Genomic DNA, 22,559 nt, shown 5'->3' with positions numbered 1-22,559 from the left:
CCTGGACTAGCCCGATTTAAGTCCAGATGGGTGAACAAGCCTTGGCCAGCCACACCCGCTTACCCAGGGTCGGACGCCGTCCATCCGCCGCGTTCAAGCGCCTGTCGAATCGGCCGAAACGCGCTTTCGTCGTAGTCAGCGTAGCGATCCTTGCGGTCACGCTTCCTTGGCAAGATGTTCGCCATGAAGACGGGTACGGGGGTTGCCGGCAGCTTCGCGTCCACCCTGTCAACGACGATCGAGTCTATTTCGGTATGCCCACTCTGCACCGCGTCGTAGACGCGGTGGACACCATCGACCAGCACCATGCGGCCGCTGGAGTCGCGCTCGACAATGGGCGGGAAGAACGCCCAAGGGGTCCCCACGATGCGCAGCGGCGCGTTCCTTCCCAAGCTCTTCATGATCCGGTTCGTCGACGCCACCCTTCGGAGCTTCAAGATCTCGACATCGTTGGTCAGGAAGTGCAAGTCGCCGATGTTGACCTGTTCGATCTCGATCTTAGCCGATTGATACTGCGCGACGCCGCTATTGAGCGCGGCTGCCACGTCCCTGATCGAGACGTCTCGAAGTTCGGGGGAGCTGGCGGTCCGCGCGCGGCTCTCATCCCACACCACATCAAAGGCTCGCACGAAGGTGCCGAGAACGGCGCCGTCATGCGGTGCTGAGAACAGCTGCGCGTGGCGCGCGGGTTGTGGCTCGATGACCACGAGCTGTTTGGCTGTTGCACCACTCATTGCCATCGTGGCTCTTAAGCCGAAATCCTCGGTCTGGGCGCAAACCTCGATCCCGATGGCCGCGAGGCGCTGGTAGAGAGAATCTTCGAGTGGTTTCTGTGCGATCATGCGAATGTCGACACCATTCAGCTTCGCCTCGAGCAGGCCCACGAACAGATCCCTAAGCCAGCTCGCGTCGCCGGCAAACATCCGCACCTCGCCCTTCGCCGAGGCTATTATCTCTAACGTGGTCGCAAGGATGCCTGCCCGCTGACGGCCGGCAACTTCGTCGTCGGTGTCAGTGACGATCGGATCGACCAGATAGGCATGTTGGCCTTGGAAGGTGACGTTCAGGTTGGCAATTTCCGTGCGGAGATCGGCAGGAAAGTGCTCGACGGTGACGCCGCTCTCGACAAGGAAGTTAACACCCCTGCCAATGATCTGCGGATTTGGATCAAGCGTACCGATATAGACCGTTCCGATGCCGCTTCGCGCGACCCGTACAGCGCAAGGAGTCTTGCTGAGCGATCGGCGTGAACAAGGCTCAAGTGTAACGAACAAGGTTTTGTCACTGAGGGAGATTCCGGCCTTGTCGGCGTTCTGCAGCAGGGTGAACTCGGCGTGCCCGCCGCTGCCGTCTTGGCCGCGATATGCGTACATGATCTCATTGCCTTGCTCGTCGGCCAGGACCGCACCAACCTTTGGGTGAAGACGATCGTCCTCCTTCTCAGAAAATTGAGCGACCTCGATCGCGCGCTTCATCAGCAACCTAGCGGCCTTCTGATCCATCTGTTCTTGCTCTCATTTTTCGCTTCAGGTCGGTGGAACGCGCTGATCCGGCGCCATCTTAGCCGACCGGATGATGTGAACAAGGGGCGTCTTCCAGTAGTCGTTTCGCGCGAGACCTAGCTAAAAAGAGGGTCTACAACGAACTCATGCGTTGTGTACCTTTTGAAGGAACGACGCTCTTTTTAATTTCGGGCCGGAAGCTGGCCGGCTGCTCCCGGCCCAATTCAGACTACTAGTCAAGGAACGAAGTCCGGTTCTGGTGCAATCACGCCCATAGTACTATCTTTGCTGGGATTACCCGCGGCGCCTTTAATCGGCTTGGCGCCGAGATGGGCGCGCGAGCCGCTGTCAAGGGGGTGGGGAATCAAAATGCAGTACAGCTTCGCGATGTTACCCACGCTCACTCCGATCGCTCTAGGTTCAGTCCTGGTGTTAACTCTAGCATCTCAAAGCGCTTTTTCGGCCAATGTCCTCGACAGGGCGGTGGAGGCTGCACAGCCATGCCGATCTCTGAAGCTGAAAACAGGAATCGGAACAGTCGGCGTCGACAAGTTTGCCGGGGCGAACATTGAGAAAGTTCAGATAATGGTCGGTGATGACATCGCATCTGCAAAAGCAGTCGTGACCATGGCGTGCCGGACCGCGGACAATGCGGTCTTCAAAGGGGACGCTTCTGCCACAGTCGATCTTGACGCCGAGATGAACCTTTCAACCTGCGAGATGAACCACCTGGAAGTTCAGATCGTAAAAACAGGGGGAACGTTCGCGAGCGTCCTAGACGCATTTAAAGATGAAATCTCGGAAGCACTAAAGAGGAAAATCACATCAGAACTTGGCAAGCTGTGCAAGTAGCCGATGGTCACAATAGCATCGACGATACTTAATGCCCGCCGCCGGCTTGCCGAGGCCGAAGCTACGCGGCGACGATGCTCAAGCTGCTAGCGATACCTCGACCATTGCCGCCAAAGACAAACTCAGCGAACCGCAGATAATGACGCCGGCCAAACCTGCCGAAGCAACATCCATAAGAATGAGAATGCAGCCGTCGCCTTGAGCAAACTGGTTTGGCTCATATCTTCTCTCCTGGGTTTAAGCTTATGGCTTGGTTCTTGTGCAATGGCCGTCGTCGTGACCGCCCGCGGCGGCTTGGATTTACCACGGCCGTTTGCAGCACGGGAGGAGGGTCTCCGACCCTGGTGGCCGGCCGGCGTCATTCGTGACTGGACGATGCCGTTGCGGATTCTTTCGAATTGCTCGGCGTCGAGGGCCCCGTCATCATGCAACTTCTTCAGCCGGTCAAACCGATTGAGTATGTCTTCGCTTGGTACCCGTGAGGCGGGCGGCGCAAGCGGTGTCGGGCATTTAGAACTCCGCTTCGACACGCGAAAAGAAGCTTCTCGGCGTAAGAAATCTGAAATACGCTTCTCCGGATAAATGCTGAGTTTCGCACGGGAAGCCTTTATTGGTGAGTAACAATGCGTGGTATTCTGCCATTCGGTTAGGGTGCCAAGGGCCGAGATTCTGCATCTCGTGACGTGCGGGGAAAGCTGCGCTGACGCCAAGGAGATAGGCGGTCTCATCGTCATATGGCTTGAAAACGAAACGATCCTGCCCGAAGCGCTGCCCTTGCTGTCGCAGATAGCCGAGTAAGTTCCCGCTGTCATTCCGCGTCGTACCGATTAACAGCAAACTCTCCTCATGAACGTTGTCGTCACCTTCGATGAATTGCGGTCGAGCCTTCAGATATCCAAATCGCCCATGCGTCTCTGCAGCTAGCACGCCGTTATTCGCCCGGTTTGATTGCGGGGTGGCATCTTTTCGGAATGCGGTGATAATTCCGATGTTGCTGTTTCGCGTGCGCTGTCACACGCGAAATAAGCTATTTGATTGGGTGGGTCGTAGCTCCATGTCCATCTGCCTTATTCGACCCTCGATCTGTGTGCACTTGGCGAGGTCACATCATTCGGCCCTGACAATCGTGTCACGCATTCGCTGGAATTGCTCGGCGTCGATGGCGCCGTCGTCTAGCAATTTCTTGAGGCGCTCCAGCCGACTGAGCTTTTCCTCCGATGACATCTGGGGCGAGGGCAGCGGGGTAGGTATCCCGTGTTCCAGACGTACTCGCATCACGTCGTTGGCTGCGAGGTTGAGACCGGATTCCCCGCCGTTTGTCCCCCGTGGGCTCGCAGCAATGTGGATGGCTTTGCAAGCCCAAATCAAGCAGCCGAACCAAATGATGCCTGTCGCGCCGAGAAAGGTGTTGAGGAGGAATATCACCCACCTGTTCGGGTGACGTCGCAGGAAGGCAATGATGGTCGGGATGAGGAAGATGACAGCCGCGATAAGCAGAATTATCAGAAAATTGGAATCCGAGTCCGACATGTCAGCGCTTTGATCAGGGAGGTTGAAACTTTGGAGAGCGAGTAATCGGCTCACACATCGAAGACGAAGGCGACCTCTCCGATGAGGCAAACGAGCGTACAAGCCAACCAAATCCACAGATATCGCCAGCCACCGTTGAGGATCGCGGCGCGTCGCCAAAAATACCCTAATGGCGTCAACAACACGAATGGCGCAATCCAGCGCCTTCGAGGGTTTAAGCCTTTCTGGAAGAGCTGCCTGGCGTCGAGGATGGCCACGAAAACTGTTGCGAGGGTCCACCAGAGCTGGGAGGCATTGTTGAAGTCTACGGCGTTCGGATCGAGTTTGGCCGCTTTTGCCGTGACATCGGCTAGCAGAATGGCAAGCGGCGAGTACGCCAGCATCACGGCATAAAACGAACCGATGCTTGGGGTGGTTCTAGGAAACGCTGGCGGCTGCAAACCGAATTCTACGCTGCCATTGGCGGTTTGTGCATCTCTCAGAGGAGGCAGCGGTGGCGGCACCGCGCGAACGCTGTCCTTGAATTTGGTTTGGCTGGCCGGTGTCCATTCTGCGCCAAGGTCCGCCGACCACACCCTTGCCTCCAGCGATAAGAACCGGTTTGCGAACATCGTCACGAGATCATCCTCCTTGATCGGACCGCGCTGCGTCCCGTTCTCTTCATAGTACCAGTCAGTCATGCGCCTGCGTCCTCCGCTGTGGCTCTGGAAATTGGGGAGACCCGCCGCTTCTTCGCGGCAGAAACGAGAGATGACGAGTATACTCCGTGGAGTATACGCTGCAACTGACTGTTGTACGTCCGATGGACATTCAGCAGCGTTTTGCACGCAATCTTCGCGCGGCTAGGGAAGTGAAAAAGCTTTCTCAGGAGGCTCTTGCGCATGCGGCAGGCCTCGATCGGACCTATATCAGCGCTCTTGAGCGCGGCCGCTATTACGCGAGCCTGAAAGCGATCGAGAAGATTGCAAAAGTCCTGGAACTCGATCCGGCCGACTTGCTGCGAAAAGACGACGAGGGCTCTCGGAAACAATGACAGCCACAGCCGGGCCTGTTCGAACCCACCGCTAAAGTCACGCTCGCCTTTAGGCTGCTCATGAGGTGATTGGTCGGGGCGGAGAATGGTGATCATCGTGCCGCCGCCTTGCTGGAGGCTGCAGCCATACATTCCCGCCATGCCTCAAAAATCTTCTCCAGGGACTCGGCGCTCAGATGGGCGAGTGGAGCAAGCGCAATGGGTTCGATATAATCGGCTGCAGTGCTCAGTGAGTGAAGTATCGCCACCACGCCTTCGAGCACTATGAGATCTGGCTCGATATCGAACAAATGTTGGCGAAGAGCGTCGAGTAATTTGCCGTCAGGGATTTGAGTTTTCTTATTTGGCACGGTCTACCTCGCGTTCGCGAAGTACCAATGCTTGCTTTAAAGAGAAAGTCCAGCCGCAATGTTATTAAGTAATTCTTGATCCGGAAATCGCTAGGAAGGAAGCTTCAAGCCTGCGTTCTTCAAACTCAAACCAGGAGTTCCAAATGGCGAATTGTGGTTAAAAGCCGACGCCTGAGAAAAGTGAAACTATCTACTTTCTGCATCAGGCTATGCCCGATTTCGGGTGATGCATACGGTTTATAAATGTTTGTCGGCAGCTCGTCTGTATTGACCGCGGCCATGTCGCGCTCTATTCCATCTTTGCATTGCGATATGCAGCGCAATTGTGGACCGCATGATATTTGAAAGCGAAGGAGCGCTAAAATTGACAGAGGATAATCAGATCAACCTGATCGAACTCACGGCCGATGTAGTCGCAGCCTTCGTTCAAAAAAACGCAGTGCCGGTTGCGGCGCTCCCTGATGTTATTGCGACCGTCCATACCGCATTGGCTCAGCTGAACAGTCCTGTTGCTGCGCCTGAGGAGGCGAAGAAGCCAGCGGTCAACCCGAAGCGGTCCGTATTCCCGGATTACATCATCAGCCTGGAGGATGGGAAAAGATACAAATCTTTGAAGCGCCATCTGCGCACGGCTCACGATCTGTCGCCGGAACAATATCGCCAGAAATGGGGATTGCCTAACGACTACCCGATGGTGGCGCCGAGCTACTCTGCGACGCGCTCTGCCCTGGCGAAATCGCTTGGCCTTGGCAAGAAGGCATTGCCGTTACCGACCCCCGCCAGGAAGCCTGGGGCGAAGCGGAAGGCGAAAGCCTGAAAGCTGAACGGCAGGTAGCCACTCGTCACGCCATGGACCTGATCCCTTGGGGCTCCATAGTAATTTCTAGTCGTCGTCGTCCGGCATGATGGAAGGCAGGGAGGGCCGGTAGTGGCTGTCTTTCCTCATTACGAAGTCGGCGTCGGGAATCTGAAACGCTGCTCTTACCAGCTCTATTCGCACTTTCGTTCTGACTCTCGGATCTGCGTAAGCGATAGAGCGAGTGTCTTTGATGGAATAAACCACTCGACCGCGGGGCCAATCCTCATATTCGGTTTGCAGCAGTAAAGTGCTGAGGTTTCTGCCACGCAGCCAAGCCGGCCCGCGCTGCTTCATCGCTTCCCAATAATCATAGTGCCCGCCCGGATGGGTGAGCACCTTGCCGTAATGTTCTGCATCGGCAAGTCTAATGGCGTCGGCTAAGATGGCATCGCGGCCGTTGCGATCCATGACGATCCAGAAAAAGCCTACTCTTCCCGCTGAACCGGTTTCGTCGTTGCCGAGAGTGCGATTTTGTCCTGTCATCAATGGTGGTTGTTCAATTGCAGTAGGTCTGACCTTGATCGGGGCCGCTACGACGGTCAACGCAAACAGCTTGCATTGTGACAGAAGTCAAGGCGCGCGGGACCGTGCCCGCGGGCGCAAAGCCCTCAGCTTCGAACACCGTCGGCCTTCTGCAAGAGCGATAGTAACGGCGGTCATCCAGTCGATGTCATCATGTTTTCGGTCGATAGCGTTCGAGCTTGCTGAGCCGAGGCGCGATTCGGCGAAACACTGGGTCAGGCACCCCCGCGATGTCGGAGTTGGCCAGCCACTGGAGATATTGCGTAAGGGCGTCGACCTGATCGTCGCTCGATCCATACGGAAAGGCAGTCAATTCGTCCAGGAAGGCATCGAGGCCAGCTGTACCTCCAACGATATGGACGTATTGCGCGGTGATCTTGCCCATGACGGCATCGAGGCGTTGAGTCTTCGACAGCGCTCCCGGGCTTACCTCCAATACGTTGGCTCCCATTGCTCTCAGTTCGGCGGCCAGGGCAATGCCGGTCGACGTCATCTCAATTAGATGTCGGGTTGGCTGATATCGTTCGTTTAGAGCGGAGGCCTGAGCCTTCAGTGAGGGATAATCTAAGCGGGCTCGACTGATATGTTTCAGGTAGCTCACGGCACCATGCTTCTGGAAAACAAGGCACACAGAATAGGAGGAACCGGGATTCGTGCTTGAAGCGCAGTCCCACGAAAAGATCGTCTCACCGCCACTTGGCAATGTTGCCGCCACTGGAAAGTACGCGGCTTTCAGAACGCCGGACTCGCGCGCAGTCGGGCGTTGTTGATACTGCGTGGCGTACACGTGCGGGGCCAGCGTGTCGATTTCTTTGGCAATGATGTCGCGTGGGTATCGGCTTGGTTGCAAGACCTCGCCTTTTTCCCGGTGAAACTGGATCTCGCCGGCGACGATGAACTCCCGTTCCTCTGCCCTGAACGGCAACTTTAGATGAGCGAAACCGCGTTCCAGCAAATAGCCTGGGAGATCACCGGTATGGACCCGGTGCCCGATTGAAACCACCGATTTCCAGGCAGGATTGTTTGCACGGGTGGAGAACACGGAATCGAACGCGTTGATGACCGCTTCTCGGGAAGCCTGGGATTCTGCCTCTTGAGCCGATAGAGCGTCATCGATCAAAAGAAGGTCAGCGCCGCGCCCCGTCATTCTGGTCTCGAAGCTGCCCGCCAACAGACCGCCGCCGGCTTTGGTGCGAAAGTCCATCGTGGCTTGCCTCTCGTCACTAATCTGCAATCCGGGGAAGATCTCCGCGTATGCCTTAGTCCGCATCATCGTTACGCATTTTGCGGCGAGGTCTCTCGAAAGGCCTTGAGAGTGGGTGACCAGCATGACTTCTCGGCTTGGAAATCTTCCCAGATACCAAGCCATCGTTGCAATCGCCGTAAAGGACTTGAGGTGTCGAGGTGGCAGGTTGATGACGAGGTTGCCATCTGTTCGCCGCAGCACGGTGTCCTCAATGCGTGCCGCCATGAGGTCGATATATGGAAACGGCTCATAGCCTGGGACTGCAAGTGTCAGCATCCGGTCATTAAACGGCCATAGATGGGTCCGGCACAGAGCAAGGAAGGCTTCTCGAGAGGCTTCAGTCATTGTTGTCCCTCTTATCTTCGGCCCCGGTAGGACCGGCGTGGGGGCCTGCTTGCTCGCCTCGGCTCTGGTCTGTGGCAACGCTTCCTAGCCTTCTGGCAACGAAGCGCTCCAAGATCGCAGCCTCCTCACTAGAAACGTCTGGTGACGGACCGAGCTTGGCATTGTCAGGGATGCGGAATTGGTCAGGCACGAGGCTTATCAAGAGTTGGATCATCCTGACGTCTTTATCCATGGCGCGGGAGACGATCGTCTTGGCTATCGCATCCCTTTTCGTGAGAATCTGCTCCTTTCCGTTCTCACGCACCGTGATGGGCCGGCCAAGCTCCGCAAGGATCGCCAGTCCAATGTTTTCGGTCCGTTTGCGTCGGCCTCTTGGATTGCCCGACTGTCCCGGCTTGAACCGGGACTTCTTCGGGGGTTTGCCGTACCCGACCTTATCGTCTTCGTCGTCCCTGCTCATTGTGGGGCCTCTAGCGACATAGCTGACGTCTCGGCTGCAGGATCAGCTTTGGCTTCGTCGAACGTTCGACCATCAGACGCCCGAACTGCCGATAAGCCGGTCTCGGCCTGCCAGCGGCGTATGGCCAAATCGACGAAACGCGGCTCGATTTCCACCCCATAGCAAACACGGTTTGACCGTTCGGCCGCGAGCAGCGTCGTCCCAGACCCCAAAAATGGGTCGAAGACTATGTCGCCAGGCTTGCTGGAATCACGCAACGCGTCCGAAACCATCGCGGATGGTTTGACGGTCGGATGTTCACTAAGCAGGTGGCGTTCAGGCCCCATGACATTGACGCCGCGGTATTGCCAAACGTTCGAGCGCGATCTGCCGTGCCTGCCCAATTCCACGTTGTTGCGATGCCGTTCTCCGAGGCGTTTGAAGATCGCAATCAACTCATGCTGTGAGCGGAGAAACGAGCCCATGCCCGGGTTGGTCTTGACCCAAACAGCGAGATTGACCAGCTCGAGGTTGAGGGCTTCTGCTGCTGTGATCAGGTCTGCGACGTGACGCCAATCCATACACACATAGGCTAATCCGCCGCTTGCCAGCCTGCCAAAGGTTGCTGTCAGAATTGCCTGCAGAAATCCACCGAACTGCTCCTTCGACATTTCTCCCGAAGCCATCGCAAACTCTTGATGGCTGGCCTTACCGAGACCAGACACAAAGCCTTCTATCGGGACGTTGTAAGGCGGGTCAGTGAAGCAGAGTGACGCCGCCAGCCCGTCGAATAGGCGTTGCAGCAGGTCCTCGTCTCGACAATCGCCGCATGCCAAGCGATGCGTCGAAGCGCCATTGGCAAGGACCCAAATGTCTCCGGGTTTCGAGATAGGATCATCGGCCAACAAACGCGCATCGAGCTGTTCGATGTCACCTGGGGCATTGCTATCCAACTCGAGCGTGTTTTCGATTTCGAGGATGTCGAAGCCTGTAAGGTCAAGTTCGTAGTCCGCCTCCATCAACGCTCTGAACTCGCGTCCTAATGCCTTCTTGTTCCAGGTCCCATCTTCTCCAAGGCGATTCAGCGAAAGCCTCAAGGCACGTCTGTCAATCTCGGAAAGATGAGAGACGTCAATTGCCGTCAAATGGGTGAGCGCGGCCTTTGAAGCCGCTTCCAGCCTTGCGTGCCCGTCAATTAAATAGCCGCCGGCTTCGACGATGACGGGGACGATCTGCCCGTACCGACTAATATGGTTCGCAAGTTTGCGGATTTTCCCACTGCTGTGATTGCGGACTGCATTCGGCGACACCTTCAAATCCGTTATTGGAGTGAGGTGCATTTCCAGATGGTTTTTCATCTCACGGCTCCCGAGCGAGAGTCGGTGTAATCCAAGGCCAAGTGGAGCCTGATGGCTAGCCTCTCCTGATGGGTAAATTCGCCTATGTCGGCGGTCAGTATCTCCTTGCTGCCCGCATAGCGGGCTTGGAGCAGCAGATCCGCGCCGTCGACGACGTGGATCTCGCCTTCGATTTCTTCGGTTGTAATGAAGCGAACTGGTCGACCGCAGTCTTGGATTTCTTCAAACGAAGTTCTTTTCCTCGATGACCGCCGAACACGAAAACGTGCCCTCGGCAAGATATCTTCGAGGGCCACTATTCGAATTGTTAGGGATGGGACCATGCTGAATTCTCCTTGCGATCGCACGGAGAACTCCATGCCAAACGCTATAGAGATTTTCCCGTCTGATGCTCACCTCAAAAACTATCAAAAAACATCAAAATGACTGTCAAATCTATCAATCATACGATAAAGCGCTGTTGCTGTTGCTAATATGCCACAATTTTAATGCGTGCTCCCAGCGAGGCCCAGCCTCGGCCGCATCCCACGCGGGCAACGTGATTGGTGGTAGAAAGCCAAGTCGCATAATATGCAGACTGGAATTGCCGCGGATCGTCCGTGTTTAACGCGGCAAAGTGGCAAAGCGAAAGGTGCTGCTCAATGGGCTCGAAGCCAATTTAGAGCACGTCCTGTGATCGATGAATGATTGTGATGCGACGACAGCGTTCGCGGGTGATTCAATATCAAATTCATGAGGTGGATGATGGGAAGAGCACTGAGCGAAGATCTTCGGTCCCGAGTTCTGAAGGCCTCGGAGGCCGGCATGTCGGCGCGGCAGGCTGCGGCGCGGTTCGGCGTCGGCAAATCGAGCGCGATCCGTTGGATCGCCAGGGCAAAGATCGGCGAGCGGACGCCGCGCCCGCAAGGCCGCCAACGCGCATCCAGCCTTGATGCTCACGAAGCCTTCATCGTTCGGCTGATCGATGATCGTAAGGACATCACGCTGAACGAGATGGTGGAGCGGCTTGGGAACGAGCGGTCGGTCCGGATCAGCCGCAGTGCCTGGGCGCGTGGCTTGGCGGCCACGGGTGGACGTTCAAAAAGTCCGCACACGCATTGGAGCAGGACCGCCCGACATCCTGAAGTGCCGTCGCCCTTGGTTCGACAGCCAGCTCGATCCGGCGAAGCTCGTCTTTATTGATGAGACCGGGCTGTCGACCAAGATGGCCCGTCTGCGGGGACGTGCGCCGCGCGGTGAGCGCTGCCGGGCCGGGGTGCCGCACGGCCATTGGAAGACCACCACCTTCACCGGCGCGCTACGGCTGACGGGCATGACCGCTCCGTTCGTCTAGGACGGCGCCATGAACGGTAACGTGTTCCTGGCCTATGTCGAGCAGGTTCTGGTTCCGGCCCTGCGGAGGGCGACGTTGTCATCATGGACAACCTGCCTGTCCGGCGTCCGCGAAGCGATCGAGACGACCGGCGCGAGGCTCATGTTCCTGCCGCCCTACAGCCCCGACTTCAGATCGACAACGCCTTCTCAAAACTCAAGGCTCTTATGCGTGCCAAAGCCGAGAGGACAATCACAGCCCTGTGGAACGCCGTCGGATCGCTCATCGACCTTTTCACCCCAGCGGAAAGCCGGAACTAATTCAAGGCCGCCGGATATGACTCGGAATAAACGGGACGTGCTCTAGCTGCCGGAACATGGCTGGGGCGCCAGGATCCTCATTCTGCATTGCAGTGTCCAAATTTATGAAGTAATAGCAGATACTTAGCTGAGTGCCTCCTTTGCAGTCAAGGATCATTTGGAGCGCCCATGTGGTCTCAGCTTGGCGCCAGTCTGCCGCTGGATCGGTCTTGTTTCTAGCCGGGAACTGCCGTGGGGCTCGGCTCACGGAACGGACCTCTCTGGCAAGCGTACCAGTCTTAGCTGTGCACGGTGGTGGCGTTGTTGAGGACGGCCATTCAGGTATCCGTGAGCCCGGACCATTCCGGCGCTTGTATTAACTAAAGCCCACCATCCTGGCGGGCTGGAGTAATCGCACGCTTTTGGTTGCGCTGCTGCCACCAATTGGTCGCGTCCAGAGTGGTTGTGTACGCAGATGCGAATTCCAGCGACATGTCATACCGGTGAGCGGCGATGGGGCTCGGCTAAAGAAATTATACGAAGTAGGGCTGCAACCCGTGGCCGACATTCGCTCATCGGTGCTCGGCGTGGTTTACGTCTCGATCGGAGCCCCCTCTTGGCCGAAACATACTATCGGATGACTAAAGGCGAACTGAAGCCCCCTTTGGCTTCTCTGACTGAATGAGCGGCGCAGGACCGACACTCCGTCTCTCGACCCGCCCGGATTGAGCGCCTCCTCTATTCCACAGTCGAGGCGCTCGTGCATCTGCCCAGGTTTGATGCTGTCAAACGGCGGTTTTACACAAATTACTTTATGGAATTTAAGGCGAGCGTAGACCACTTGAGACACATGGGTGTGCGTTTGAACAGACGATTCAGGCATTATCTTCGAGCTGCCCCCGTTAAGTTTGACATCCAAGCTTTTCTTTGTGGTCGACATCATTGGCATGAGTTCCACAGTTCTGAAGCGTTTCAGCGGGGCCGATCCCACGATGATGGTGATCTCAATCGCGGCCAAGATTCCACAACCGGGGGATCAGAAGGAAATATAAGCATGTCCGGTTCTCGGTGGTTTCCGAACAGTCTTTGGTATGTGGTCCTCGCGGGGTCTGTTTGTGCGGCGTTTGCATTGGTGTTGGTCCTCGTTTCATCAACGGAATCCGTCCCATCGCACATGACATATGTGAAATATGGCTGCATTCCCGACGATCCTGCCAAGCGCGAATGGGGTCAATATCTTGGCCTGTCGACCTGTAAATGATCAGCGTGACAATGCTGACTCAGCCCAGGCTTGATCTAGTGAAAAGAACTGGAAATCGGAGTCCGAGAGGGCTCCGCTTTCCAGTTCTCTCCGCCAGGCTGTCGATGAGGCGGCCTTGCCCTGAAGGACGTCACGCAATCGACAGAAAGTCGGGCGATGCGGGCACCGCATCTGTCGCGGGCACTGTCGATGCAGCCGTCACCTGGCGGCCGTGGTCGTCGAAGGCAACGGCGACTAAGTTTGGCAAAGTCCTGGCAGACCCAGTTGTATTTGCAATCCGCACTGAGTCGCCGTGTCGTCTCGACGCCTGATCTACAAAACTGGCCATTGTCGAGAAGCGGAAATTGGGGGTGAAGCGTGACGGATCAAGTCGGTTTCCTTAATTTTGCAGAGGCGCGAGAAATTGCAAAACGTCGCCTGCCGCGAGGGATCTTCGAATACATTGATCGGGGAGCCGAAGACGAGCGGGCGCTGGCTGGAAACAGAGCTGCTTTCGATCGGATCAAGATCAAACCGTATGCCTTACGAAGCGGATCAAACAGATCGACGACGATTTCGCTCTTCGGTCACGAATATTGCGCTCCACTGGTGGTCACGCCGACGGCTTTCGCAGGATTGGTCTACTTCAATGGTGAGGTGGAACTCGCCAAGGCTGCGGCGGAGTTTGGCATTCCGTTCACAGCTGCGACGGAGGCGATAACTTCGATTGCGGCCGTCGCTCGTGCAACCTCAGTGCCGATATGGTTTCAACTCTACCTGTGGGACAAAGAAGAAATCTCGTTCGAACTGATGGACAAAGCCTGGAGTTCAGGCGTTCGAACGATTGTCGTCACCGTGGATACTCCCGTTCTGCCGAACCGGGAGTTCAACGTTAGAAACGGTTTTGATGTTCCTCTCCGATTTGCGCTTCGCAATGTTTTTGATGTTGCCATGCATCCGCGCTGGGCTCTCGGCGTTTTTGGGCGCTATGTCGTGACGGAAGGGGTGCCCACTTTCGCAAACTATCCTGATCAATACCGGAAGAATCTACTCAGGAGAGACCGGGGAGACCCCTTGGATTTTATGCCAAATCTAAGTTGGGACCACATGGGCAGAATTCGCGACCGCTGGAAAGGGACCATGGTGATCAAAGGCCTCCTCCGGCAAGAGGACGCGCTCGAAGCCAAACGCGTCGGCGCCGACGGCATCGTCGTATCGAACCACGGCGGACGTAATCTGGACAGCGCGATTGCGCCAATCGACGTACTCCGCGGAATAGTCGACTGCGTTGGCCCGGCAATGACAGTGCTGGCCGACAGCTCGGTTCAGCGCGGCAGCGATGTCTTCAAGCTTCTGGCTAGTGGGGCGAAGGCGGTCCTGCTGGGACGTAGCATGCTGTATGGCACTGCCGCCGGCGGAAAGGCCGGAGCTATTGCAATGATGAGAATACTTAAGGAAGAACTCGCTCGGACAATGGACATGAGCGGCTGCCAAACGATCGCCGACGTCAATCAGGATATGATCGCCGCGAGCTGAACAGGAGGTAAATAGCAGAGCCATAAATACTCGTTGGGCGCGGTGACTCACGATCATCACTTCGTCACGACCTGTTACGGCATCCAGGCTGCTCGACATTCATTGCCTCATGACGGGGAATGCAGATAGAGAGCGACAGATCCAAAATATGAAGTCCGCACGTTGTGCCGGGGAAAATATCAGGCTGTAGCGCGCACCGTTGCTCCCCTTAACGAACTGATGCGTGTTGAGCATCAAAAGATTCTGGGTTCATACGATATATGAGGATTTAGAATTCCTGCAGGATCGAGTGCAACGCGGATGCGGTTCATCGCTGCGATTTCGACAGTGGACCGTGATCGCCAAAGATGCGCGGCCTTCTCTCGGCCGATCCCATGTTCTGCAGAAATCGAAGACGGTTCGTAGTACGCCAAGGCGTCGTATACGCATTCCTCGATAATGCGTGTCGCATCGGACGAGGACCCGTCGTGTCCTATCATGAAGTGAATATTGCCGTCCGCGAGATGCCCGAAATAGTAGGCGACGGCGTCTGATATTCGGGCTTTGAGGCGCGCCTCGACGTCTGCGATGTAAGCCGCATAGTTATGTGGTCGCATGCTGACGTCAAACGAAAGCACATGTTTATGGGCTCGCTCGATGACATCGGACCCATCACGGATGGACCAGAGACGGCTCTCCTGGACAGGTGTCGTCGCCAGCGCGCTATCGATAATGTCGTCGATTCCCTCCAAAGCTCCGACCAAACTGTCGACTGCTTGTTCGCCACTATCCATGCCCTCGACCTGGGCGAGAAGATAAACGGGATGGCCCGATGGAAGCGGAGGTGTTTCTTCCGACAGTGCGGTGCTCACTTTCTCGAAATAGCGGTTCCACATAATCTCCAAGGCCAGCAAAGAATGGCCGCAGCCTCTTTCTAACGCTTCCATCACCGTGAGCGCGCTGTTGAGGTGGTTGAGTGCCAACAGAACACTCGCCGTGCCGGCCGGGCGCGGGCCGAGCTTCAGCAAAGCCTTGGTCACGACCCCTAGCGTTCCTTCGGAGCCGATGAACATCTGTTTTAGATCGTAGCCGGCGTTGTTCTTGGGTAAGCCCCTTAGATCGGTAAGGATCGACCCGTCGGAAAGGACCACTTCAAGGCCGACAACATTGGATCGTGTCATGCCAAAGCGGATGACGGAATTCCCCCCCGCGTTCGTGGCGATGTTTCCACCGATGGTGCAACTGCCTCGAGCGCCAAGATCGACGCCATACCGCAGTTCGTGCTCCGCAGCGAAATCATGGACCGCCTCCAACTTCGTTCCCGCCCCCACCACAAGCAGGCGCGTGCTCGGGTCGAAGCTCTCGATCTTGTTTAGCCTCTCGGTGGAAATTCCGAAGTAGTGCGATGGCGTGTGGGTACCATGCACGAGTCCGGTGAGCCCCCCCAGCGTGACCACTGGAGCCTGGTGCTCATGAAAGAGCTTCAGGCACTCCGCCACTGCCTCGGTGGTCCCGGGTCTGACGACAAGCGCCGGGCCATCTTGAGGCCCGGCAATGACATTCGACCCGCCCACGACTTGCCGCAGGCTAGCCTCAAGGGTCTCGCTGTTCATGTCACGCCAGCGCCTGAAAACATTGCCGCGTCGTTGTCTATCTGGAGCAGTGTCGGTCTGTTTCTCTTGAAAGCTTCCTTGAGCTCACGGCTGAGTTGTTCGAGCGATTCAATTTGAACGGCATGGCATCCGAAGCCCATCGCAATCATCTGGAAGTCGGGCGTGTAGAGATCCACGCCCACCGTGGGGATGTCCGACGCAATCATTGCATCTCGGATTTCGCCATATGCTCGGTTGTTCCAGAGAATGATCGGAAGGCTGACTTCATTCTCAACTGCCGAGGTGAGTTCTTCGATCGTGTAGAGGAAGCTGCCGTCGCCGACGATCGCCACCACCTGACGATCCGGGCAGCCGATCTTCGCTCCGATGGCGGCGGGGAGGGCGCTTCCGAGCGTGCCGTAGCCGTTCGGGAACAGCCATGTGCCGGGCTCTTTCGATGGGAAGAAGTGATTACCTGTGTATGCAAGTTGAGTGGAATCGGCGCAGATGACGGCATTCGGATCAAGCGCTGCCGCTATGGCCCTCAGGATCGGCTTGTGCTTGTGGGACTCCGCGGACCAACCGGAGTCTTTTCCCACTGCCGACCTGATGTCGGCGACCCGTCGCTGAGCGATTTCTCTCTGATTAGCGTCGGCATCGCCGCACCCTTCGACTATCGCCTGGAGCGCGACCTTCGCATCGGAGAGCATTGCGATGCGCGGGAGATAGTTCATGGTCAACTGTCGCGGATCGATATCGATCCTGATCAACGCACCATTTATCCGGTAACTCTTGCAGGTGTAGAGCAGGTCCGTCTCACTGAGTTCCGTCCCCACTGCCAGCACGACGTCGGCATCCTCGATCGCGCGGTGCATCGGAGGGAAAGGAAGACTTGAGCCAAGGGAAAGGGGATGGGTTTCCGGCAGGATTCCCTTACCGGTATTCGTCGTCACCACGGGAATGCCAAGTTGCTCCGCGAGCGCCAGGACTTCTCGGTTCGCGCTGCGAGCTCCTCCGCCGACGATCATGATGGGGCGCTTGGCGCCCATTAGCATCGAGGAGACTCGGCTGATCACATCCGGGTGGGGCCCGGGTCTATACAGTTGGAGCGCTTGCTCGCCGGGCACCGCTACCTTCGAACTGAGGAGGTCTCTCGGAACTTCGATCAAGGCTGGCCGCGGACGCGACACCTCCATTGACGACATGGCCCGGTGGAAAACCTCCTCGATGTTTGAAGGCTCGAGCAAGGAATGGGTGAAAGCAGCAATCTGCTCCTGGACAGCGGACTGCGACTTGGTCTCGTGCAGGGCGCCGCGGCCAACACCGATTTCTCCGCGCAAGTTGTTCGTGGCGATCACGAACACCGGAATGGAGTCCGAATAGGCTTCGGCAATACCTGTAGCAGCGTTGAGCACACCGGGCCCGGTTATGAGCATGCACGCGGCCGGTCGGCCGGTCGCGAAGGCGTAGCCGTATGCCATGAACGCTCCGCCCTGCTCGTGCCGAGGCGTCACGTGCCTGATCCGCCGTTCGGGAAGGGATTTATAGAAGTCGACGGTGTGCACCCCAGGAATGGAGAAGATCGTGTCGATCCCATAGGATTCCATGAGACGAAGAATGGCATCGGCCACGGTCGTCTCGACGATTTCCCTTTTGTCACCCATATCAGGCCTCCCCGCTTTTGGTCAGAGCCATGACCGCCCTGGCAATCTTGCGCGTGGAATTGACGAGGTCGGCGGTCCCGACGTGCTCCTCAGGTGTGTGAGCCCACTTCTCATCGCCGGGGCCGAGACCGATCGTGGGGATGCCGGCCGCGTTCATGAACGTGCCGTTCACACCGAAACGCCAGGCCGAGATTGCCGGGGCGGCGTCGTCGACGTCGAGTGCGGCGACGATGGCAGCTTGGGCCACCAGGCTGGTTTGTGGGGTGAACATCAACGGGTAATGATTGGTGACTTCCGCGCTCCACTTGCCCCCCTCGGTTTCTCCGTATGCGGACTTTAGTATTTGACGGATTTCCGACAGGCAGCTCTCTTCATCCTCTCCCCTGATGTAGCGACGGTCGACCCTCATCTTCACGAGGTCCGGTACGACGGCGGTGCCATTGTCCGGGAAGGAATGCATGCCGGTCACGACTACCGTGGCAGGGCCAAGAAGCTCGTCTTCCGGCAGCGTAGAAGCGTATTGCTCCAAAGCACCGATGAACGCCGTCGAAAGATAGATCGCATTGACGCCGTTCGACGGCTCCGACGCATGGGAGGTTCGCCCATGGAAGCAGACCTCGAACTCCAGCTTGCCGCGGTGACCGAGATAGACTTGCCCCCTCGTTGATTCCACCGAGATTCCATAGTCCGCGCGAATTCCGCTTTCGATAACAGCCTTCACACCCTTGGGAGAGTCCGTCTCTTCCTCCACGTCGGCGACAACGATCACATCGCCGCCCGGCTTTAGCCCGCTGCGCCGCAGGGCACCCACCGCATAGATGGCCGAGATAACGTTACACTTCATGTCACACGATCCACGGCCGAAAATGGCCTGACCGCTTTCGCCCCAACGGGCGGCGTCCACAAGTTCACCGGAGAACGGATTCTGCATGGCGCCAACCGGGACGTGATCGATGTGGCCGTTGATCATCACGGATGGCCCGGTTCCATCACCGAATACCGTCCCGATAACATTTCCGTTCGCATCGATTTTTACGTCGTCAAAGGAAAGCTCGATCATCTTTTCGGCAACGAATTTCGCGACATTCGCCTCTTGGCCCGTGAGGCTCTCGATGCGTACCACCTCCTGGCAAGCCGCGATAAGCGCAGGAGCGTCGATCGCTTCGTCAATAGCCGCACCAACTGAATTTCTGAACATGATGAAGTACTCTTCTGTCTACTGTCGACATTTCTGACCTTTGTGAATGGCCTGATGTCGGGATTGATGGGAAATTTGGTGCCGAGTCTCGTGATGCTGCCGTCCGGCCGCGTTGAGCTATTTCGTGGAAGCAAAGGCATCCAGTGATGTCATTATGTGCTCAGCGAGCGCTGCGGCGGCCTTGTCTGGATCGCCGCTTTCGATCGCTTGCACGAGAGGCTCATGCTCCTGAGCAACGTCCATGAGATTCTTGTAACCTGCATTATCGATAGTTAGCGCGAGGCGAAGATGGTCGAACAGAAGCCCGGCGACCTTTTCGATGTACGGGTTCTTGGCCATCCGCCAGAGAGCTTCGTGGAATTCAAGTTCTGCGTCGACCAAGCCAGGCAAATCGCCATTCTTCGCAAAATTCGACATCGTTTTGATGAGCTTGCGCAGCTTCTTGACGTCTTCGACGGTATGTCGCTCGGCCACCGCCCTGATCGCTAATGCCTCGATGGCATTCCTCACGACATACAACTCGCGAATTTTCTCCTCACCCATCTGGATAACCGAGGTCCCGTAATGGGTGCGGCTCTCAAGAAGCCCGGCTTCGGTCAGGCGATTGACGGCTTCGCGGATCGGCGCGCGGCTGATGCCGAGAGATTTGGCGATGCTCGCTTCGACGATGCGCTCCCCCTGGGCGATCTGTCCGGAAAGAAGTTTGGCACGGAGGTCGAAGTAGACCTGGTCAGCAACCGAATTACGCTGGATCACCAAACCGTTGGTTTCATCTTGTTTCACGACACCCATGGCGGGCCTTTCTTCATGGTTGGCGCAACCTACCGAATTCGGTCCAAGATCAGCGCAGGCAACTTAGCGGAACTTGCGAAAAAAGAATACGAAACCGTGCAACGACACGGATCCGCTCCGTTTTCAAATGTGAAGAACGTCCCCGGCTTTTCGCCGGGGACGTTGGGCGGATTAGGCAGCAGGTTTCACAGATTTGCACGACAAAGAGGCGGCACGGTCAAGTGCATCAACGATGATATCGGCTTCCATTTCGGTAAGCACCAGCGGAGGAAAGAACTTCAGACCGGGTGGATCGATTTCCGCGACGCTGTGGCATAAGACGCCATCGGCGAGGATCTCTCTGTAGAGTTCACGCCCGACATCCCGGTTGGCAACTTGAACCGAGACGGCGAGCCCGAAGGATGTGACGCCCTTGAGAACATCGGAATGTTTCGAGCAGAGCGCTTGGAAGCCGTTGTGGAGGTACGCTCCGACTTTGCGGACGTTCTCCAACAAAGCTGGACTCGAGGCGACGTCGAGCACCTTCGCGGCGACAATACAGCTGATCTCGTTGCCGCCGAGGCTAGAGATGTACGCGAACCGATGCTGATTCATGCACTGCTCATAAATCTCCGCCCGCATCAACACCGCACTCGCTGGGTACAGGCCGCCCGACAAGCCCTTCCCGGTGATCATCATGTCCGGATCGATGTCATACTGCTCTGAAGCCCACAGTGTCCCCGATCGACCCAGACCCGCGCGTGTTTCATCCACGATGAACAGGACTCCGCGCTCTTTGCAAAGGCGGGAAGCCTGGGTGAAGAAGTCGTTGGAAGCCGCCTCGAAGGTCTCGTAGTCCATCGGCTCGATGATGAAGGCCGCGATCTCGGAGGTAAGAAGACGGTCGAGTTCCTCGATATCGCCGAACCGCTCGAGAAAGTTCGAATGCGAAGGAAGATTATAGTGGTCGATGATCCCTTCTTCGGGCGAGCCCGTGACAATCGCCGCGAATCCTGTGTGGCCGTGATATCCATGCCTGTAGGCAAGCATCTTCTGGCGCTTGGTAACGCGGAACGCGAACATGGTTGCCAGATCGACCGAAAGAGTGGAGCAAAGAGTAATCACGCTTCGATTCAGATGGGCCTTGGGCGCGAGCGTCGCCAGCTTGTCCTGGAGTTCCAAATATTTGGCATTTGGTACTGACCAAAGCCCGGTGTCGCGGCCGTCGTCGAGCGCCTGCCGCAGCGCAGCCAAAATCTCCGGATGGCGATGCCCCAACGCGTGCACGCCGCCGCCAGTGCCGCAGTCGATCAAACGCCGCTTGCCCTCGATGTCCCACATGTAAACGCCTTCGCGTTTGCCGATGACAAATTCAGCGCCTTTCGCCTTCTGCCGCTCAGCATTTGACCGCCAGGACCGCTCGATGAAGGCGTCGAAAATTTCGGCACTTGTGTGAAGTGCCTTCTGGTTTTCGGTTGTCATTTTACGATTCCGTTCTCGCAGTCACTGCGCATCCAAAGTGAAGTGCCAAACCTTCGAGACGATCTTCCATCCGGCGGCGGTTTTGACGCAGGTCAGTTCGTCCACGAAGTTCTTCGGAATGAAAATCTCCTTGACCCGAAGATGAGCTGTCGTGGGACTGGCGATCTCGATCGCAACGACCTCGTCTCGCCTCGGATCGTTGCGGGAAGCCGGTGAAACACGGCCCCGCACGATCGCTAGGTACTTGTCGACGCCAATGATTACGGGTTCCGCTTCGGTGAAGCAGTAGAGCATCGCTGCGGGATGAAACACCTCAGCGAAGAGGTCCGCCTTTCCGAAATACAGCGCGTCGAAGTACTTGTTTGCGAGCTCGCGCAACGCGGCTTGGCCTGACATTATGTCCTCCCTTGCGTTTGTTCTATTCGGGCCGATCAAGCCTGTTTCGTCGTGCGGTTCTGGTGAGCGACCGCCGCCAGGCACGTGAGCTCGAACATCAGGTTCGCGGCGTTGATGCAGGTTATCCCGGTCGGATCGAGCGATGGCACGACTTCACAGATGTCACCGCCGATCAAATCGATGCCATTGAGCGACCGCAGGATCATTTGGGCGTCCCGCATCATGATGCCGCCTGGCTCTGGGACACCCGTGCCGGGTGCGTCTTTCGGGTCCAGACCGTCGATATCGATCGAGAAGTAAGTCCGGCCGGCGCCGACTACGCGTTTGATCTCCTCGATCACCGCTGCGCGCCCCATCGTCTCGTACTCGTCCATCGTGATCATACGGATGCCGACCTGACCACCGTAGACAATGTCGTCGTCGCCGTAGCGGGTGCCTCGCAGACCGATCTGGACGATCCGCTTGGGGTCGAGAAGGCCTTCTTCGACTGCTCGACGGACGAAGGTGGCGTGGTTGTACTTCGTTCCCATGAATTCGTCGAAGGTATCGGAATGCGAGTCGATCTGGACCAAGCCGACCGGGCCGTTCTTCGCAATCGCCCTGAGAATTGGAAGCGGGACGGTGTGGTCTCCGCCCACTGAGATCGGAACGGCCCCGGCTTCATGGACGCTCTTGAAGAAATCCTCGATGCGCTCAACGCTCTTCTCGACGCTGAGGGGATGGGTCGGCGCGTCGCCAATGTCGGCAATGTTAGCAATGCGGTATGGCGCGACTCCGGTGGTCGGGTTTACCTGTCGGATCAGGCGCGAGGCTTCGCGAACGCCCGCCGGTCCCTGTCTCGCACCGGACCGGTACGTCGCACCGAGATCCAGTGGAACGCCGACCAGGGCGATGTCGATGGAGGGCGAAATCTCGGATCGGGCGGCACGCATGAACGTCGCGATCTCGGCGTATCGCGGGGTTACGGATGAATCAACGGGATTGAATTCGTTCGACATTTCATTCCTTTCTTGTCGGCCATTAGGGTCAAGCGGCCGCAAATTCAGATCAATGC

General features: G+C 57.0%; 21 protein-coding genes and 1 pseudogene. 6 read left to right on the top strand and 16 right to left on the bottom strand.

From position 1 onward, the window contains the following. Window positions 1-59: 59 nt before the first annotated feature. A complete protein-coding gene (locus EN943_RS07495) occupies window positions 60-1,502 on the bottom strand; it encodes a hypothetical protein (RefSeq protein ID WP_127412132.1) in 1,443 nt (480 codons plus the stop codon). Window positions 1,503-1,871: 369 nt separating this feature from the next. Between EN943_RS07495 and EN943_RS07490 the strand changes: the two genes are divergently transcribed. Further along, complete coding sequence (locus EN943_RS07490; RefSeq protein ID WP_127412131.1) at window positions 1,872-2,354, top strand: hypothetical protein; 483 nt, start codon at window positions 1,872-1,874, stop codon at window positions 2,352-2,354. Window positions 2,355-2,864: 510 nt separating this feature from the next. On the opposite strand, the gene EN943_RS07485 is transcribed toward EN943_RS07490, so the two are convergent. The 3 genes from EN943_RS07485 to EN943_RS07475 all read right to left on the bottom strand — a co-directional run bounded on the left by EN943_RS07485 (window position 2,865) and on the right by EN943_RS07475 (window position 4,564). Beyond that, window positions 2,865-3,281 (bottom strand): hypothetical protein, encoded by a 417-nt coding sequence (locus EN943_RS07485; RefSeq protein WP_127412130.1) that lies wholly within the window; start codon window positions 3,279-3,281, stop codon window positions 2,865-2,867. Between the two features lie 180 nt (window positions 3,282-3,461). Then, a complete protein-coding gene (locus tag EN943_RS07480) occupies window positions 3,462-3,884 on the bottom strand; it encodes a superinfection immunity protein (protein ID WP_127412129.1) in 423 nt (140 codons plus the stop codon). 50 nt (window positions 3,885-3,934) lie between these two features. After that, window positions 3,935-4,564 carry a DUF4339 domain-containing protein gene (locus tag EN943_RS07475; protein ID WP_127412128.1) on the bottom strand — a complete coding sequence of 210 codons (630 nt, stop codon included), beginning with the start codon at window positions 4,562-4,564 and terminating at the stop codon, window positions 3,935-3,937. A 122-nt stretch (window positions 4,565-4,686) separates the two neighbouring features. On the opposite strand from EN943_RS07475, the gene EN943_RS07470 reads away from it, so the two are divergent. Then, complete coding sequence (locus EN943_RS07470; protein WP_127412137.1) at window positions 4,687-4,917, top strand: helix-turn-helix transcriptional regulator; 231 nt, start codon at window positions 4,687-4,689, stop codon at window positions 4,915-4,917. A gap of 92 nt (window positions 4,918-5,009) precedes the next feature. Here the strand turns inward: EN943_RS07470 and EN943_RS07465 are convergent, their stop codons facing one another. Next, a complete protein-coding gene (locus EN943_RS07465) occupies window positions 5,010-5,267 on the bottom strand; it encodes a hypothetical protein (RefSeq protein ID WP_127412127.1) in 258 nt (85 codons plus the stop codon). Between the two features lie 364 nt (window positions 5,268-5,631). Between EN943_RS07465 and EN943_RS07460 the strand changes: the two genes are divergently transcribed. Continuing rightward, the gene (locus EN943_RS07460) at window positions 5,632-6,084 is read left to right on the top strand and encodes a MucR family transcriptional regulator (RefSeq protein WP_245475634.1); all 453 of its coding nucleotides are present in this window, start codon (window positions 5,632-5,634) and stop codon (window positions 6,082-6,084) included. 66 nt (window positions 6,085-6,150) lie between these two features. Here EN943_RS07460 and EN943_RS07455 read toward each other — a convergent pair whose 3' ends face one another. From EN943_RS07455 to EN943_RS07440, 4 genes are all read right to left on the bottom strand, one after another. Then, window positions 6,151-6,669: a hypothetical protein gene (locus tag EN943_RS07455; protein ID WP_127412125.1), complete on the bottom strand. Its 519-nt coding sequence runs from the start codon at window positions 6,667-6,669 to the stop codon at window positions 6,151-6,153. Window positions 6,670-6,799: 130 nt separating this feature from the next. Next, window positions 6,800-8,239, bottom strand: a complete 1,440-nt coding sequence (locus EN943_RS07450) for a hypothetical protein (protein WP_127412124.1) — start codon at window positions 8,237-8,239, stop codon at window positions 6,800-6,802. Beyond that, the gene (locus tag EN943_RS07445) at window positions 8,232-8,699 is read right to left on the bottom strand and encodes a DUF5681 domain-containing protein (protein WP_127412123.1); all 468 of its coding nucleotides are present in this window, start codon (window positions 8,697-8,699) and stop codon (window positions 8,232-8,234) included. The genes EN943_RS07450 and EN943_RS07445 overlap by 8 nt, the downstream gene beginning before the upstream one ends. Continuing rightward, entirely contained in the window at window positions 8,696-10,036 is a 1,341-nt protein-coding gene (locus EN943_RS07440; RefSeq protein ID WP_127412122.1) for a DNA methyltransferase, read from the bottom strand. The genes EN943_RS07445 and EN943_RS07440 overlap by 4 nt, the downstream gene beginning before the upstream one ends. 68 nt (window positions 10,037-10,104) lie before the next feature. Between EN943_RS07440 and EN943_RS07435 the strand changes: the two genes are divergently transcribed. From EN943_RS07435 to EN943_RS07420, 3 genes and pseudogenes are all read left to right on the top strand, one after another. Further along, a complete protein-coding gene (locus EN943_RS07435; RefSeq protein WP_127412121.1) occupies window positions 10,105-10,284 on the top strand; it encodes a hypothetical protein in 180 nt (59 codons plus the stop codon). A gap of 496 nt (window positions 10,285-10,780) precedes the next feature. After that, a pseudogene (locus EN943_RS07430) lies at window positions 10,781-11,668 on the top strand (IS630 family transposase). Window positions 11,669-13,265: 1,597 nt separating this feature from the next. Continuing rightward, window positions 13,266-14,423, top strand: coding sequence for an alpha-hydroxy acid oxidase (locus EN943_RS07420; protein WP_127412120.1), 1,158 nt, complete (start codon window positions 13,266-13,268; stop codon window positions 14,421-14,423). A 233-nt stretch (window positions 14,424-14,656) separates the two neighbouring features. Here the strand turns inward: EN943_RS07420 and EN943_RS07415 are convergent, their stop codons facing one another. The 7 genes from EN943_RS07415 to EN943_RS07385 all read right to left on the bottom strand — a co-directional run bounded on the left by EN943_RS07415 (window position 14,657) and on the right by EN943_RS07385 (window position 22,503). Then, on the bottom strand, window positions 14,657-16,015 hold the full coding sequence (locus EN943_RS07415) for an FAD-binding oxidoreductase (RefSeq protein WP_127412119.1): 1,359 nt from the start codon (window positions 16,013-16,015) through the stop codon (window positions 14,657-14,659). Continuing rightward, complete coding sequence (locus EN943_RS07410; RefSeq protein ID WP_127412118.1) at window positions 16,012-17,658, bottom strand: 5-guanidino-2-oxopentanoate decarboxylase; 1,647 nt, start codon at window positions 17,656-17,658, stop codon at window positions 16,012-16,014. The genes EN943_RS07415 and EN943_RS07410 overlap by 4 nt, the downstream gene beginning before the upstream one ends. 1 nt (window position 17,659) lies before the next feature. Then, window positions 17,660-18,856, bottom strand: a complete 1,197-nt coding sequence (locus tag EN943_RS07405; RefSeq protein ID WP_127412117.1) for a M20/M25/M40 family metallo-hydrolase — start codon at window positions 18,854-18,856, stop codon at window positions 17,660-17,662. 117 nt (window positions 18,857-18,973) lie between these two features. Further along, entirely contained in the window at window positions 18,974-19,648 is a 675-nt protein-coding gene (locus EN943_RS07400; protein WP_127412116.1) for a GntR family transcriptional regulator, read from the bottom strand. Window positions 19,649-19,819: 171 nt separating this feature from the next. Then, window positions 19,820-21,109: an aspartate aminotransferase family protein gene (locus tag EN943_RS07395; protein ID WP_127412115.1), complete on the bottom strand. Its 1,290-nt coding sequence runs from the start codon at window positions 21,107-21,109 to the stop codon at window positions 19,820-19,822. Window positions 21,110-21,130: 21 nt separating this feature from the next. Further along, a complete protein-coding gene (locus EN943_RS07390) occupies window positions 21,131-21,505 on the bottom strand; it encodes a nuclear transport factor 2 family protein (RefSeq protein WP_127412114.1) in 375 nt (124 codons plus the stop codon). A gap of 35 nt (window positions 21,506-21,540) precedes the next feature. Next, window positions 21,541-22,503, bottom strand: a complete 963-nt coding sequence (locus EN943_RS07385; protein ID WP_127412113.1) for an agmatinase — start codon at window positions 22,501-22,503, stop codon at window positions 21,541-21,543. Window positions 22,504-22,559 lie beyond the last annotated feature (56 nt).

The sequence above is a fragment of the Mesorhizobium sp. M7A.F.Ca.US.006.01.1.1 genome (genome assembly GCF_003997935.1).
Taxonomy (GTDB): Bacteria; Pseudomonadota; Alphaproteobacteria; order Rhizobiales; family Rhizobiaceae; genus Mesorhizobium.
The sequence above is the reverse complement of the archived record's forward strand: the minus strand, read 5'-3'. Positions and strand labels throughout refer to the sequence as shown.

Coding starts and splice junctions, on each gene's coding strand:
- EN943_RS07475 (WP_127412128.1), bottom strand. CDS start 4,564: ATGACTGACTGGTACTATGAAGAGAACGGGACGCAGCGCGGTCCGATC.
- EN943_RS07480 (WP_127412129.1), bottom strand. CDS start 3,884: ATGTCGGACTCGGATTCCAATTTTCTGATAATTCTGCTTATCGCGGCT.
- EN943_RS07445 (WP_127412123.1), bottom strand. CDS start 8,699: ATGAGCAGGGACGACGAAGACGATAAGGTCGGGTACGGCAAACCCCCG.
- EN943_RS07440 (WP_127412122.1), bottom strand. CDS start 10,036: ATGAAAAACCATCTGGAAATGCACCTCACTCCAATAACGGATTTGAAG.
- EN943_RS07450 (WP_127412124.1), bottom strand. CDS start 8,239: ATGACTGAAGCCTCTCGAGAAGCCTTCCTTGCTCTGTGCCGGACCCAT.
- EN943_RS07415 (WP_127412119.1), bottom strand. CDS start 16,015: ATGAACAGCGAGACCCTTGAGGCTAGCCTGCGGCAAGTCGTGGGCGGG.
- EN943_RS07490 (WP_127412131.1), top strand. CDS start 1,872: ATGCAGTACAGCTTCGCGATGTTACCCACGCTCACTCCGATCGCTCTA.
- EN943_RS07405 (WP_127412117.1), bottom strand. CDS start 18,856: ATGTTCAGAAATTCAGTTGGTGCGGCTATTGACGAAGCGATCGACGCT.
- EN943_RS07390 (WP_127412114.1), bottom strand. CDS start 21,505: ATGTCAGGCCAAGCCGCGTTGCGCGAGCTCGCAAACAAGTACTTCGAC.
- EN943_RS07395 (WP_127412115.1), bottom strand. CDS start 21,109: ATGACAACCGAAAACCAGAAGGCACTTCACACAAGTGCCGAAATTTTC.
- EN943_RS07410 (WP_127412118.1), bottom strand. CDS start 17,658: ATGGGTGACAAAAGGGAAATCGTCGAGACGACCGTGGCCGATGCCATT.
- EN943_RS07495 (WP_127412132.1), bottom strand. CDS start 1,502: ATGGATCAGAAGGCCGCTAGGTTGCTGATGAAGCGCGCGATCGAGGTC.
- EN943_RS07470 (WP_127412137.1), top strand. CDS start 4,687: ATGGACATTCAGCAGCGTTTTGCACGCAATCTTCGCGCGGCTAGGGAA.
- EN943_RS07435 (WP_127412121.1), top strand. CDS start 10,105: ATGGGTAAATTCGCCTATGTCGGCGGTCAGTATCTCCTTGCTGCCCGC.
- EN943_RS07385 (WP_127412113.1), bottom strand. CDS start 22,503: ATGTCGAACGAATTCAATCCCGTTGATTCATCCGTAACCCCGCGATAC.
- EN943_RS07400 (WP_127412116.1), bottom strand. CDS start 19,648: ATGGGTGTCGTGAAACAAGATGAAACCAACGGTTTGGTGATCCAGCGT.